Genomic DNA, 15,127 nt, shown 5'->3' on the forward strand with positions numbered 1-15,127 from the left:
AAATAATAGTCACATCACTGTTGATCTAACTCAACTCTACGTTGATCACACCATGAATTGCTTTTATAGCATTCGCCACTTGCAAATTTACTTTATATCGTTTTGAAAGCATAACTTCAACTTCTCGTAACCCATTTTCTTGAATCAAAATAAATGCCACTTCCCCATTGCCACCAGATTTTAAATGCTGCTCAACTTGTGGAAGAATGTCTACTGATTTTACAAAAAGGCGCATTGTTTTACGATCCCGTATTGATTCTTTTTCTAAGGACTGAATAGTTTCAATACGTAAACCAATTCCTTCAGAGCGATCTTCTGCAATCACTGTAACAATAAAAGACTTTCCCGGTTCTAACATATCCTCGTAAATAGAAAGCCCCTCAGAAAATATAACTGCCTCATAGTGCCCACTTGTATCAGAAAACTGAATAACCCCCATCTTTTTACCAGATTTTGTTTTGCGAATTTGTTTTGCCACAACAGTTCCAGCAAGTCGAGCAGCAGTTGCTCCTTTTTTAACTGCATCAGAAAAATCACTCCAAATTTGAACGCGTTTTTTCATAAGAATAGCCTGATACTCATCCAAAGGATGAGCAGAAAAATAAAAACCTATTACTTGAAATTCATAATGAAGTTTTTCAGCCAAAGACCATGGAGATGCTTGCGATAAAATCAAAGGCTCTTTCGGCCCACCTATCATTCCAAATATATCAGTCTGCCCACTAGAATTATTATCAAGAATACGAATAGCACGTGCATTAAGAGTTCCAAGACTTGCCAGTAAAACCTCACGTGCAACCTGAAAACAATCAAGAGCACCTGCATAAATCAAACTTTCCATCGCACGTTTATTAACAATACGAGGATCAATACGCTCACAAAAATCTTCCAGATCTTTAAAAGGCTTATCTCCCCGACAAGCGACAATATGATCAACTACTAAATCTCCAATACCTTTAATAGCCGCAAGGGAATAATAAATACACTTTTCACCTATTTCAAAAACACGACACGATGTTTGCACACAAGGTGCAATAACTTTAATTCCTAGCCTTAACGCTTCGCGTCGAAAATCATTCAACTTATCCGTATTTGTCATATCACATGTCATGGAAGCAGCTAAAAATTCAACTGGATAATGTGCTTTCATATATGCTGTCTGATATGAAACAATGGCATAAGCGGCAGCATGTGATTTATTAAAACCATAGTCCGCAAATTTTGCTAAAAGATCGAAAATAACTTCAGCTTGATTTTTATCAATACCACCATCAACAGCGCCACTTACAAAACGTGTCCGCTGTTTTTGCATTTCCTTGTGGATCTTTTTACCCATAGCTCGGCGCAATAAATCCGCTTCTCCAAGAGAATAACCAGAAAGTACCTGTGCAATCTGCATAACTTGTTCTTGATAAACAATAACGCCTTGTGTCTCTTTAACCAGATGATCTATTTTAGGGTGAATAGAAGCAATTTCCTCTTTCCCATGTTTGCGTGCATTATATGTTGGAATATTCTCCATTGGACCAGGACGATAAAGCGCTACAAGCGCAATAATATCTTCAATGCGGTCTGGCTTCATCCCGATAAGTGCCTTACGCATACCAGAACTTTCAACTTGAAATACACCAACTGTCTCACCACGTGCTAACATAGTATAAGTCGTTTCATCATTAAGAGAGATATTCGACAAATCTATCTTTACATCTTTTCGTGCAACAAAATCCGTGGCCATTTTTAAAACAGTGAGCGTTTTTAAACCAAGAAAATCAAACTTTACCAAACCAGCTTGCTCAACACATTTCATGTTAAATTGGGTAACTGGCATATCAGAACGTGGATCGCGATACATTGGTACGAGCTCTGACAACGGTCGATCACCAATAACAATTCCTGCTGCATGAGTTGATGCATGGCGGTAAAGCCCCTCAAGCTGAAGTGCTATATCCAACATGCGTCCAATGACAGGATTCTTTTTCTTTTCTTCTTTAAATTTAGGTTCATCTCGAATAGCCACTGCCAACTCAACATTACTGCCAGGCATAGCAGGAACTAATTTGCTAAGGTAATCAACCTGACGATATGGCACTTCCAAAACACGTCCAACATCACGTAATACCGCACGTGCCTGTAATTTACCAAATGTAATAATTTGAGCCACTTGATCACGTCCATATTTTTCCTGAACGTATTGAATAACCTCTTCCCGCCGATCCTGACAAAAATCGATATCAAAATCCGGCATAGAAATACGATCTGGATTGAGAAAACGCTCAAACAAGAGAGAAAAACGCAAGGGATCAACATCAGTGATAGTTAAGGCATAGGCAACAAGTGAACCGGCGCCAGAGCCACGCCCTGGACCGACAGGGATATCATTGCCTTTTGCCCATTTTATAAAATCCGAAACAATAAGAAAATAACCAGGAAATCGCATACGTGTGATAACTGAAATTTCATAATCCAGTCGTTGCTCATAATCTTCAACTGTATAACCTTCAGCCAAACCAATTGTTTCAAGACGCATTTTTAAACCAGCTTTAGCCTGATTTAACAACTCCTTAGCTTCGTCCTCTAAAGCAGAATCTGGATCCACGGATCGCTCTGTAAAACGAGGTAAAATAGGTTTTCGAGTTGGTACAAAAGCATGACAACGTAATGCAATCTCAACGCTATTTTCTAAAGCTTCTGGAAGATCAGAAAATAATGAAACCATTTCATCTTGTGATTTCAAATAATGATCTGGCGTCACACGTCTGCGATTTGGATTAGAGACGATCTGCCCTTCTGCCACCGCCATCAATGCATCATGAGCTTCGTACCCTTCTTTATTTAGAAAAAAAGCCTCATTAGTTGCAACAAGAGGAATTTCATGCGCATAAGCTAATTCAACAAGCGCAGCTTCAACTTTTCGATTGTAAGAATTATGTCGTTGTAATTCAACATAAAGACGATCACCAAAAATTTCTTTCAAATAAGTTAAATGCTCAATAGCTCGTTCTTTTTTATTTTCTGTTAAAGCCAAATTAATGGGGCCACTCCACCCCCCAGTTAAAGCAATAATTCCTTCATTTTGTGATAATAGCCAATCAGCCCTAATATGAGGAAGATCCGTATCACTCTTATCAAGGTAAGCGTGACTAACAAGGCGAATCAAATGAGTATAGCCTGCTTCGCTAGCAGCAAATAACACGATAGAAGCAAAATCAGAAGGGGTACGTGGTTTAGTTAAACGTGGATCATAATTCTCATGGTCAAAATCAATCGCAAGCTGACAACCAATAATAGGTTGAATACCATCTGTAAAACAATACTGAGAGAACTCTAAAGCGCCAAACAAATTATTCGTATCTGTAATAGCTATTGCCGGTGCATGATCAGAAATTGCATGTTGAATAATTTGCCTGATTTTCAAAGCTCCTTCAAGAAGTGAATAAGCTGAATGCACCCTCAAATGAATAAAGCGAGGAAGAGAATTTTTACTGTTTAGTATTTTTCCTTTTTTTGCTGGCATTTTCATAATTTCCCATCACAACATAAATGCCAAACTGCAACTATTATTTTTTTCATAATAAAAAGTACTCTAGTTGCCCCGTATTCAATTTATATTTTAACATTATCGCATACCCAGAAAGTACTCCAATTCTCTTAATATCATATATAATATTACTGATATTAGCTACCCTTCTTGCACTGTTCTTATTACATTTGTTAATTTAATTTTTTATTCTTGCTGTCTAAGGCTTAAAATTAAAAATAATACAATTTATTCTCATAAACTGAGTAATTTATCCCCAAAAAGCTCCTTTAAAGTACTAGAAAAAATGAAAAGAGCAGGCTAAATTCCCTTATGTATTTAAACCTCTTTAACCTTCTTTCAACCTCTATTCGCACTCTTCCAGGAGTGAACCCAAAAATATATGCCTTACTGGCTAAAGTCTTAAACATTAATCTCTCACAACGTGAACCGACCATAATTGATCTGCTCCAACTGATGCCTCATTCTGTTATAGACAGAAGAATGCGGTCTGACATTGCTTTTGCACCAGAAGGAAAGATTGTTACTCTTGAAATCATAATCGATCAACACCGACCACCACCAAATAGTAACAACCGGTCACCTTATCGTGTCATTGGTCACGATAAAACAGGAAATATAAATTTAGTGTTTTTTCACGCTCAACGTTCTTGGTTAGAAAGACAGCTCCCTGAAGGAAAAAAAGTAATTGTATCAGGTAAAGTTGAACGGTTTAATGGGCAACTTTCAATAGTTCATCCCGATCATATAGCTCCCAGTGAACAATTAAACCAGATGCCACTAATTGAACCTATCTATCCTTCTACCGCAGGTCTATCGGCAAGAGCATTAAAACGTGCAATGCAAGGTGCTCTTGAGCGTATTCCTCTTTTGCCAGAATGGATAGAGGAAAACCTTAAAAAACAGCAACAATTTTCTTCTTTTTCTGATGCTTTGCATCGTATTCATGCACCCACAGACCCTAATGATTTAGCTTTAAAAAGTACAGCACGTCAACGTCTTGCCTATGATGAACTTCTTGCTGGCCAGTTAGCTCTTGGTCTTGTACGTTTAAAAACAAAATCTCTTTCAGGTGCCTCTCGTCCACCAACAGGGGTTTATACAGAAAAATTGCTTGAATCTTTACCCTTTCAACTGACAAATGCACAAAAAGAAGCAATACAGGATATTGCAAATGACTTGGCTTCACCTGAACCTATGTTAAGGCTCCTCCAAGGTGATGTAGGAACAGGAAAAACTGTAGTTGCATTAATGGCAATGGCACAAATTGCTGAAAATTCAGGTCAGTCAGCTTTAATGGCGCCCACAGAAGTGCTTGCACGACAACATTTTACTATGATCGCTCCTCTTGCTGAAAAAATCGGTTTACAAACAGTTCTTTTAACTGGACGAGAAAAAGGAAAATCACGCATAAATATTCTTAGCGATATCTTGTCAGGAAAAACCTCTATTATCATCGGCACCCACGCCTTAATACAAAAAAATGTTACTTATAATAATCTTGCTTTAACCATCATTGATGAGCAACACCGTTTTGGAGTAAATCAACGTCTTGCCCTTACAGCAAAAGGTCATAAACCTGATATATTAGTGATGACAGCCACCCCTATTCCACGCACACTGGTATTGACAACTTTTGGTGACATGGATGTATCAAAAATCACAGAAAAACCAATTGGACGAAAACCAATCACTACAGCAACTCTTCCTCTAGAGCGAATCAATGAACTTATAGAACGAATTGCAGTTGCATTAGAAAAAGGAGAAAAACTTTATTGGATCTGTCCCTTGGTAGAAGAATCAGAAAACTTTCAACTCACCTCGATTGAAAACCGTTTTGCCATCCTCCATAAACGATTTGGCGCATGTGTTGGTATGATACATGGAAAAATGTCCACCGCTAAAAAAAATGCAGCAATAGCGTCTTTTAAATGTGGAGAAACATGTATTCTAGTTGCAACTACAGTTATTGAAGTAGGAGTAGACATTCCTGATGCATCAATCATCATAATCGAACATGCGGAGCATTTTGGTCTTTCACAATTACACCAATTGCGTGGACGCGTTGGACGAGGAGAAAAAAAATCTTCTTGTATTTTACTATATAAAGCCCCACTTACAAAAACGGCTGCAATGCGCCTTAATATCATACGTAATACAGAAGATGGTTTTAAAATCGCTGAAGAAGACTTGCGTTTGCGAGGAGAAGGTGAACTGTTAGGAACACGACAATCTGGTATGCCTGAATTCCACATAGCAAACCTTACAGCGCACCATAAACTTTTGTTAATGGCAAGAAAAGATGCATGTTTATTCTTGCAACACGATTCCGACCTTTCTTCAGAACGAGGACAAGCTTTACGCTTACTTCTCTACCTTTTTAGACATGATGACGCCATTCAACTTTTACGTTCAGGCTAACTTTTAAAAGCCTACTTACGAACAAAATCACCTAAAATTCTATTGCTAAACAAGCTTTAATTATCTTAAAAAATGTTTTTGCAAAAACCTGTGTGTGAACCAAATGAATACATGAATTTTAAAACTTTTGTATAAGCCATTAGAAAATAAAATATATTATTTTTCTCATATCTCCTAAAAAACTATCCTATTCTTTCTTAATAGCCCAAAACAATAGTTGATAAATATTTTTTACAGTTAAAAAACTTCAATTAGACAATAAAATTCTTATCATTGATAATAAATGCCAATTCTAAGCTGTTGTATAGACTTTCATATTTAATTATTTTTCGCCTCCCAAAGACATAAAACAATTTTTTATTCGACTGTTACTGATTTTGCCAAATTACGAGGTTGATCAACGTCTGTTCCCAATAAAACAGCTATGTGATAAGCTATTAACTGAATAGGTAAAGTATAAATAATAGGCGCAATAAATTCTGGAACCTCTGGCAAAATGATAGTCGACGAAGAACTAAAACGTGTGGCCTCCATTCCTCTTTTATCCGTTATCAAAATAATACGGCCATTGCGTGCTGCCACTTCTTGCATATTAGAAAAAGTTTTTTCAAACCATTTATCATAAGGTGCAATAACAATAACTGGCAGTGTTTTATCAACCAATGCAATCGGTCCATGCTTCAATTCACCCGCTGCATAACCTTCAGCGTGAATATAGGAAAGTTCTTTCAATTTGAGTGCTCCCTCCAAAGCAATCGGATAAGAAGTACCACGCCCAAGATAGAGAACACCTTTTGCGTGTACTAAATCACGACAAATGTGCTCAATTGTATTATCAAGCTTTAAAACCTCATTTAAAATTCGTGGTACTTCTGCTAACTGTTGAACTAACCGCTGTTCTACCGTTTCTAAAAGGCGCCCACGTTGTTTAGCTGCACACAGAGCCATTGATGCAAGTGTTGACAATTGACAAATAAAAGCTTTCGTTGAAGCAACACCAATTTCTGGACCAGCCAATATCGGTAAAACAAAATCAGCTTCCCTTGCCATTGTTGATTGCTCAACATTTACAACTGTCGCTGTTTTTACACCACAATCCCTACAATAGCGTAAAGATGCTAATGTATCCGCTGTTTCACCGGACTGAGAAACGAATACCGATAACACATCAGTTGTCATAGGTGGTTCCCGATAACGAAATTCAGAAGCCACGTCATTATCAACACTTAAAGCAGCAAGACTTTCAAACCAATAACGCGCAACTAAAGTCGAATAATAAGCAGTTCCACAGCTTGCAAATAATAATCGGTTAACATTCTTCCAATCAATTGAATTTTCAAGTGAGCGAACCTTATAATTTCCAAGATCAAGATAACGCGCTAAATTATGAGAAATAACATCAGGTTGTTCAAATATTTCCTTGCGCATAAAATGACGATGACTACCTTTGGAAACAAAAAAAGTTCCATCACATAACGTTGTAATGGGACGTTCCGTCTGCTGCCCATCTGCATTATAAATTGTTACCCCTTCACGTGTAAGAACAGCCAAATCCCCATCTTCCATATAGCTTATACGATTTGTAAATGAAGCTAAAGCAATTGCATCTGACCCTACAAAAAATTCATCCTTACCATAGCCAATCGCTAAAGGAGGGCCAGAACGAACAGCAATTATCAGATTATCTTCACCTTCAAAAATAAGAGCAATCGCAAAAGCACCCTTTAATTTCTTCCAACTTGTGCATGTTGCTTCCTGCGGAGAAAGACCATTTTTTAACGCACGGGTAATCAAATGAGCAATAACTTCCGTATCGGTTTCTGTTTCAAAAGTATAACCATCTTCGATGAGTTCATTTCGCAATTCTATAAAATTTTCAATAATACCATTATGCACAATTGCAAGCCGATCAGTCATATGAGGATGAGCATTGCGTTCTACGGGGATGCCATGTGTAGCCCAACGCGTATGGCCAATCCCTAAGTTACCTTTTAAAGGTGTGTTTTTTAGTTTTTCTTCTAAATGAGCCAACTTACCTTCAGCTCGAATACGATAAAAGTGCCCATTAGATACTGTTGCTAAACCAGATGAATCATAACCTCTGTATTCAAGACGCCTCAAGCCATCAACTAAATAGGATGCAACAGGTTTATTTCCAACAATTCCGATAATTCCGCACATTAGAAAGCTCCAATCTACATCACTAGTTTATAACAGTCCTAATAAATAATTAGACTAACCTCATTCAAAATTTTAGGCGACCACATGAAATAGAATATGCTATGATCATAAAAAGGATAAATTTTTATTATAATTACTTAGAGCACTATAAAACAAAAAAAGAAATTGAAATATTTACTTTTTTTGCTTGTCTATTGATAAATGTGTACGCAATTTTGTTGCACGATTTTCTTTTATTACCTGTCGTGCACGTCCAAAAGCCAAACTGTTTATAGGAACATCTTCAGTGATAACACTTCCTGAAGCGATATAGGAATTTTTTCCAATAATTAATGGAGCAATAAGTGCTGAATTAGATCCAATAAAAACATTGTCATCAATCATAGTTTTATATTTATGAAAACCATCATAATTACACGTAATTGTACCCGCTCCGATATTAGTATGCGAACCAATTTCTGCATCACCAATATAACTCAAATGATTAACTTTAGCAGCTTCCCCCACTTTTGCTTGTTTAATTTCACAAAAATTTCCAATTTTAACTGATCGTGCTAACTCTGTCCCAGGGCGCAAACGTGCATAGGGACCAATTTGCGTATCTGCACCAACAAAAGCCCCCTCTAAATAACTAAATGCGCGAATAACTGCGCCAGATTGTATTTTAACCCCTGGCCCAAAATAAACATTTGGCTCAATCAAAACACCTGGCTCAATTTCTGTATCATAAGAAAAATAAACACTTTCTGGCTTCAATATTGTCACACCAGATAACATGAAATCACGTGCTTTACGTTTCTGCCATAAAGTATCAACTTCAGAAAGCTCAAAACAATTATTAACCCCTATAACATTATCAAAAGGTACTTCAATGGCTCGAACATCTAGCCCCTCACGTGATGCGATAGAAACAATATCTGTTAGATAATATTCTTGCTGCGCATTATCGTTATTAATTTTATCCAAGAGAGAAAGCGCATGCTTCCCATTAATAGCCATTATTCCGCCGTTACAAAAAGAATTCTTTTTCTCTTCATCACTTGCATCTTTTTCTTCTACAATAGCTATAAATTTACCATCTTTTTTGATAAGACGGCCATATCCCGTTGGATCAGGAGCATAAAAACCAGCTATAACAACATCAGCTCCCATAGCAAGAGGAGCGCGAATCCGTGTCAATGAAGCATGTTCAATCAAAGGAGTATCACCAAAGATAATCAGAACATCATCTATTCCTTTTTGTAAAGCTAGTCGAGCAGATAAAACAGCATGAGCAGTTCCTAAACGCTCTTTTTGTTCAAAAATCATGACATTTTTTACACACGATTGAACAACCTTAATAACATCTTCACCACCAGCACCTACGACAACCGCTAATTGTGAAAAACCTGCCAATTCTACTTGTTTCACCACATGGCATATAAGTGGTAACCCTGCCACCTTATGAAGTACCTTGGGGAGAAACGACTTCATACGCGTTCCCTCCCCTGCCGCAAGAACAATAGAAAGACAACTTCTAATCATAAAACACACAAAAATTAATGAAAAAAGCCAAACCAACGAGAAATATCATCCCAACTGATATTTTCGACATTGCTCAGTAAAGGATAATTTTCTAAAAGCCAAAATGAAAAATTCTGAATATAGCCCGTTAAAAATAAAATACCTGTGATAATCAAAAAAATACCAATAATTTTTTCAACTTTTCCTAAATGAACACGAAAAGCTCCCAAAAATTTCATAAAGCTGCTTGAAAATAAAGCTGCCAATACAAAAGGAACTGCAAGACCTAATGAATAAAATCCTAAAAGGATAACCCCCTCTCCCACAGTTTCTTTTGTTCCTGCAAGCGTTATAATAGGCCCTAAGATTGGGCCAATACATGGTGTCCAACCAAATGCAAAAGCTAAACCTACAACATAAGCCCCCAAAGGCCCAGTAGGAATTTTACGTGTTTGAAAACGTGCTTCTCGAGATAATAAATTAATTTTAAAAACATGTAAAAAATTCAAACCAAAAATAATAATAATAATTCCAGCAGCAATAGCAAACCAATCACGATAATAACCAATGAATTTGCCAATTGTACTTGCACTTGCCCCCAAAGCAACAAAAACAGTTGTAAACCCAAGCACAAAAGTAAAAACAGAAGATAAAAGTGCCAAGCGTACAGATGCGTTTTCATTCTCCTTTTCTGAACGAAAATCGTCAATGCTAATACCAGCCATATAGCATAAATAAGGAGGAACTAACGGTAAAACACACGGTGATAAAAAAGATAACGCACCGGCAAAAAACACACTTAATATTGAAAATTCTAAAACCAAAATTTTATACCTATTTTCAAATTATAGTTTATATTCACAAATAATAATCAATTTATTGTTTCATCAAATTTCTGTATATTTTGGGTATTTGCTATGACATTTATATCTTCATCTCGACCAGAAACTACTGAAAAAACCTTTTGATAAATTTGATCTTTATTTTTAGCAATCGCAATATAATCACCTTCAGCCAACACAAATGAAACATAAGCCCCAACTGCTTCATAAACAATATCACCAGACTCATTAGTAATCGACCAACTTGTATCTGCCAACGCCTCTCCTCCTTCTTGACGAACCAACTTTAATACAATCTGAGCTGCTTGATGTTGAAAAGTTACCTCAATAATTTTGCCCGCATCTACTTGGATATCTGAACGTGTTATGGCATTAACCGAACCATAATGAGAAACAACGTGGTAATGACCAGTTTTTAAACGTACAATCGATTGAGGTTTCACATTCGACAAGATAACGCCCGTATCATCATTTTCCTCTGCATCTTTATAAATAGTAAAATATAATTCCTTTTCGTTAACCGTACCATTAAGCAGTGTACTATTAAAAATAATACCACCAGCATTAAGATTAAAATTTTTGACGAACTCTTGCCCATTTTTTAAATTTACCTGATCTACCATACTTGCATGACCAAATGACACATGAACAAGATAACTCCCCGCTTCTAAATCAAAATGTGCGCTACCACCCTCAAAAGTCGCGATTAGTGGTAATTTATTATCAATTCCCAAGATAGGTGCATAAATACGCCATACTAATCCTTTTGTAATATTTTCACCATTACGAGTTAATCGAGCATTAAGTATCAATTTGGCCGGAGAAAGTAAAACTTCCTGTTCATGATCTTCAGAGTGTATAGTGGAAGTTATTGCTTGCTCTTGTTTATAGTTTTGAAGCTCTTTTTCCTCAGAAAAAGCACTACCACTCCAAATCAACAAAACAGGTATTATAGCCAACCATAAAATATGACGTAATATTTTTGTAAATATGCTCATCTCCGCATTGTTGACCAAAGTAAAAATCTTTTCAAGAAGCAATGTCGGAGAATCACTATTCTAAATTGAAAAACTAACACCACAACCACATGACGAGGCAGCATTGGGGTTATGAATTTGAAAAGATTGCTCCATGAGATTATCAACAAAATCAATTTCTGCTCCTCTCATGAAAGGAAGAGAGAGTGAATCAATCAATATAACCGCTCCATCTTTTTTTATAACGAGATCGTCTTTTCTACTTTCAGAAACTAAATCATATTTATACGAAAATCCTGAACACCCACCACCTTCAACAGAAATTCGTAATGCTATTTTATCAGGTTTACTCGAAAGTATCTGTGCAATCCGCTTAGCAGCAAAATCTGATATTTTTACACTCATTTTTACACACCCTTGCATTAAACTGTTGAGAAAACGTATCCTAAACAGGTAAAAGTTTGTTAATAACAAACTAATTTTAAATTTAAGGTGAGAACGGATAACTTGCAATGGATAATAATACCAATTTCAATTACCAATCTCGAGCAATATATAGCACAAATCCACAAAGAAGCCGTGGTAGATTATTTAATGAAGCTATAAGTGCCACACGTACACCTTTTCAACGAGATAGAGACCGTATTATCCACTCTAATGCATTTCGACGTCTTAAACATAAAACCCAAGTGTTTATTGCCGATGAAAGTGATCATTATCGTACTCGCCTTACCCATTCGATCGAAGTTTCCCAAATCGCACGTACATTAGCGCGTGCATTATATCTCGATGAAGATCTTGCTGAAGCTATTGCTCTTGTGCACGACTTTGGGCATACGCCTTTTGGACATGCAGGAGAAGATGCTCTTAATGAAGCAATGGAACCTTATGGCAGTTTTGATCATAACGCACAAGCATTACGTATTGTTACAAAGCTTGAACACCGTTACGCAAACTTTGATGGACTAAATCTCTCTTGGGAAACACTTGAAGGACTTGTGAAACATAATGGACCTCTTTTAGGCCCTTATTCTTCCAATAAAAATGTCCCTATTGATATTTTGCAATATAATACACAACAAGATCTTGAACTTGACTGTTTTGCTGGATTAGAAGCACAATGCGCTGCCATTGCTGATGATATTGCCTACAATGCTCATGACATTGATGATGGTTTACGTGCACATTTTCTAACAATTAATCAATTCGAAAATATTTCGCTCACTGCTTCACTATTACATAATATTGAACAAGAATATCCACAGCTTGACCAAACTCGGCGTGGTTATGAACTGGTGCGCAGACAAATAACAGTCATGGTTGAGGATGTTATAAAACAATCACAAGAAAACTTAGCACTCATAAAACCTGAAAGTGTAGACGACATTCATCAGGCAGGACAAACTATTATTACTTTTTCTCCCACAATGGCTATTCAAGAAAAACAGTTAAAGGATTTTTTATTTAAAAATCTTTACTATCATGACCAAGTCTTTACGCGTCGAAATGCAGCAAAACGCATTATACAAAAATTATTTGATTGTTATTATAAAAATCCAGAACTTATGCCTGAAAATTGGTGCAACAAGACAATTCATTTAACAAATCAGGAATTGGCGCGTCTCATTGCTGACTTTCTATCAGGTATGACCGATCACTATGCACTGCGTGAATACCACCGACTATTTGACCATACAGATGATTTCGTTTAATTAATTTCGACTACAATATTGGAATTAAAATATGAACATCTTTAAAAGTTTCGAAAAAAAAATTAAAGAATTAATCGAGCTGTCTGATATAAAAGGAAAAAATAGAGAAACTTTAGATTTATCAAAAGTTACTGTTGATCCCCCACGAGATCCTTCGCATGGTCATCTGTCAACCAATGCAGCTATGGTGCTTGCGAAATTTGTTGGACTTAATCCACGCATACTTGCAGAAAAAATTATAGAACTTCTAAAAAATGACCAATCTATTGAATGCATTAATGTTGCTGGTCCTGGATTTATTAATATCAAACTGACGAAATTATTCTGGCAAGACGTGTTAAAATCAATGATTGAGGTAGGTACAGCCTATGGTCGTAGCCAAATAGGACAGGGTAAACGAGTCAATGTTGAGTATGTTTCTGCAAATCCAACAGGTCCAATGCACGTCGGACATTGCAGAGGTGCCGTTATTGGAGATGTTCTTTCTAATTTGCTTCAATTTGTTGGCTATAATGTCACTAAAGAATATTACATTAATGATGCCGGTGGGCAAGTTGAAGTACTAGCGCATTCTGTTTTGTTGCGCTACCGCCAAGCGCTTGGGCAAACAATCAATGAAATTCCAGAAGGGCTTTATCCTGGTGAATATCTGATACCATTAGGACAATCACTTGCTCAAGAATTTGGTGACCAATTACTTACTATAGATAAATCTGAGGCTTTATCTATAGTAAAAGAGCGTGCAATTGACGCAATGATGACTATGATTCGCGATGATTTATCTGCTTTGAACATTCATCATGACGTTTTTTTTTCCGAACGAATGCTTTATGCTGATAATGCGCAAGCCATTCGCAGTGCAATCAATGATCTTACTTTAAATGGTTATATCTATAAAGGTACACTCTCTCCACCAAAAGGGAAAATCGTAGAAGATTGGGAACCACATGAGCAAACTTTGTTCCGTTCAACTGATGTTGGTGATGATCAAGACCGTGTTTTGATTAAATCTGATGGTTCTTATACTTATTTTGCCGCTGACATTGCTTATTTTCGTGATAAATTTAACCGCCATTTTGACGAGATGATTTATATTCTAGGTGCAGATCACACCGGATACGTGAAACGATTAGAAGCAGTAGCAAAAGCAATTTCTGGAGATAAAGCCAAACTGGCCGTTTTCTTATGCCAATTAGTAAAACTCTTTCGTAACGGTCAACCTGTACGTATGTCCAAAAGAGAAGGGTCGTTTGTTACCCTGCGCGATGTTGTAGAAGAAGTTGGTTGTGATCCGGTGCGTTTTATGATGCTTTATCGTAAATGTGAAGCTCCTCTTGATTTTGACTTTACAAAAGTAACAGAACAATCAAAAGATAATCCTATTTTTTATGTGCAATATGCAAGTGCACGTTGTTACTCAGTCTTTCGTCAAGCGCAAGAAAACATGCATATCGACAACCTTTCAAGCAATATAATGATTCCCTATCTTGACAGGTTAATAGATGATAGTGAAATATCATTAATACGTAAACTTGCTGAATATCCACGTATCATTGAGCAAACTGTAATTCATAAAGAGCCGCATCGATTAGCATTTTATCTCTATGATCTTGCTTCAAACTTCCACGGACATTGGAATAAAGGTAATGATAATCCTAATTTACGCTTTACAAAACTTAAAGATAAAGAATTATCTTTGGCTAGATTAGGTTTGATTCAAGCTGTCATGAATATTTTATCATCAGGACTTCAAATTGTCGGAATAAAAGCATCAACAGAAATGCGTTGAAAAAGTTCTACAAAGCTATAAAATGGATTCTTTATTAAAAATATTTTTTGTATACCTCTTTTAGAAAGATGTATTTTTTTTGATTGAAAGAAAAAATTTTATAATTCCAAATATAATAAATCTAAATTAACAAATTTACTGCATTCAAACGCAGATTATCATGT

At 36.4% G+C, this 15,127-nt stretch carries 9 protein-coding genes; 3 read left to right on the top strand and 6 right to left on the bottom strand.

What is annotated here, in order from left to right:
* Positions 1–25: 25 nt before the first annotated feature.
* Positions 26–3,514, bottom strand: coding sequence for a DNA polymerase III subunit alpha (dnaE, locus tag BWD162_RS03615; RefSeq protein ID WP_078705480.1), 3,489 nt, complete (start codon positions 3,512–3,514; stop codon positions 26–28).
* Between the two features lie 336 nt (positions 3,515–3,850).
* On the opposite strand from dnaE, the gene recG reads away from it, so the two are divergent.
* The gene (gene recG, locus BWD162_RS03620) at positions 3,851–5,959 is read left to right on the top strand and encodes an ATP-dependent DNA helicase RecG (RefSeq protein ID WP_078705481.1); all 2,109 of its coding nucleotides are present in this window, start codon (positions 3,851–3,853) and stop codon (positions 5,957–5,959) included.
* 357 nt (positions 5,960–6,316) lie between these two features.
* Here the strand turns inward: recG and glmS are convergent, their stop codons facing one another.
* The 5 genes from glmS to BWD162_RS03645 form a co-directional block, all read right to left on the bottom strand.
* Positions 6,317–8,140: a glutamine--fructose-6-phosphate transaminase (isomerizing) gene (gene glmS, locus BWD162_RS03625; protein ID WP_078705482.1), complete on the bottom strand. Its 1,824-nt coding sequence runs from the start codon at positions 8,138–8,140 to the stop codon at positions 6,317–6,319.
* Positions 8,141–8,314: 174 nt separating this feature from the next.
* Complete coding sequence (glmU, locus tag BWD162_RS03630; RefSeq protein ID WP_078706132.1) at positions 8,315–9,664, bottom strand: bifunctional UDP-N-acetylglucosamine diphosphorylase/glucosamine-1-phosphate N-acetyltransferase GlmU; 1,350 nt, start codon at positions 9,662–9,664, stop codon at positions 8,315–8,317.
* A gap of 14 nt (positions 9,665–9,678) precedes the next feature.
* Positions 9,679–10,467: a cytochrome c biogenesis CcdA family protein gene (locus BWD162_RS03635; protein WP_078705483.1), complete on the bottom strand. Its 789-nt coding sequence runs from the start codon at positions 10,465–10,467 to the stop codon at positions 9,679–9,681.
* A 47-nt stretch (positions 10,468–10,514) separates the two neighbouring features.
* Positions 10,515–11,483, bottom strand: coding sequence for a carboxypeptidase regulatory-like domain-containing protein (locus tag BWD162_RS03640; protein WP_236824131.1), 969 nt, complete (start codon positions 11,481–11,483; stop codon positions 10,515–10,517).
* Positions 11,484–11,543: 60 nt separating this feature from the next.
* Positions 11,544–11,867: a HesB/IscA family protein gene (locus tag BWD162_RS03645; RefSeq protein WP_078705485.1), complete on the bottom strand. Its 324-nt coding sequence runs from the start codon at positions 11,865–11,867 to the stop codon at positions 11,544–11,546.
* Between the two features lie 107 nt (positions 11,868–11,974).
* On the opposite strand from BWD162_RS03645, the gene BWD162_RS03650 reads away from it, so the two are divergent.
* Positions 11,975–13,174, top strand: a complete 1,200-nt coding sequence (locus BWD162_RS03650; protein ID WP_078705486.1) for a deoxyguanosinetriphosphate triphosphohydrolase — start codon at positions 11,975–11,977, stop codon at positions 13,172–13,174.
* Positions 13,175–13,205: 31 nt separating this feature from the next.
* Positions 13,206–14,963, top strand: coding sequence for an arginine--tRNA ligase (gene argS, locus BWD162_RS03655; protein WP_078705487.1), 1,758 nt, complete (start codon positions 13,206–13,208; stop codon positions 14,961–14,963).
* Positions 14,964–15,127 lie beyond the last annotated feature (164 nt).

Origin of the sequence: Bartonella sp. WD16.2 (assembly GCF_002022505.1) — a bacterium.
Lineage (GTDB): Bacteria > Pseudomonadota > Alphaproteobacteria > Rhizobiales > Rhizobiaceae > Bartonella.

What these genes read in the sequence shown, in the direction of transcription:
- dnaE (WP_078705480.1), bottom strand. Translation starts at nt 3,514, where the DNA reads ATGCCAGCAAAAAAAGGAAAAATACTAAACAGTAAAAATTCTCTTCCT.
- recG (WP_078705481.1), top strand. Translation starts at nt 3,851, where the DNA reads ATGTATTTAAACCTCTTTAACCTTCTTTCAACCTCTATTCGCACTCTT.
- glmS (WP_078705482.1), bottom strand. Translation starts at nt 8,140, where the DNA reads ATGTGCGGAATTATCGGAATTGTTGGAAATAAACCTGTTGCATCCTAT.
- glmU (WP_078706132.1), bottom strand. Translation starts at nt 9,664, where the DNA reads ATGATTAGAAGTTGTCTTTCTATTGTTCTTGCGGCAGGGGAGGGAACG.
- BWD162_RS03640 (WP_236824131.1), bottom strand. Translation starts at nt 11,483, where the DNA reads ATGAGCATATTTACAAAAATATTACGTCATATTTTATGGTTGGCTATA.
- BWD162_RS03645 (WP_078705485.1), bottom strand. Translation starts at nt 11,867, where the DNA reads ATGAGTGTAAAAATATCAGATTTTGCTGCTAAGCGGATTGCACAGATA.
- BWD162_RS03650 (WP_078705486.1), top strand. Translation starts at nt 11,975, where the DNA reads ATGGATAATAATACCAATTTCAATTACCAATCTCGAGCAATATATAGC.
- argS (WP_078705487.1), top strand. Translation starts at nt 13,206, where the DNA reads ATGAACATCTTTAAAAGTTTCGAAAAAAAAATTAAAGAATTAATCGAG.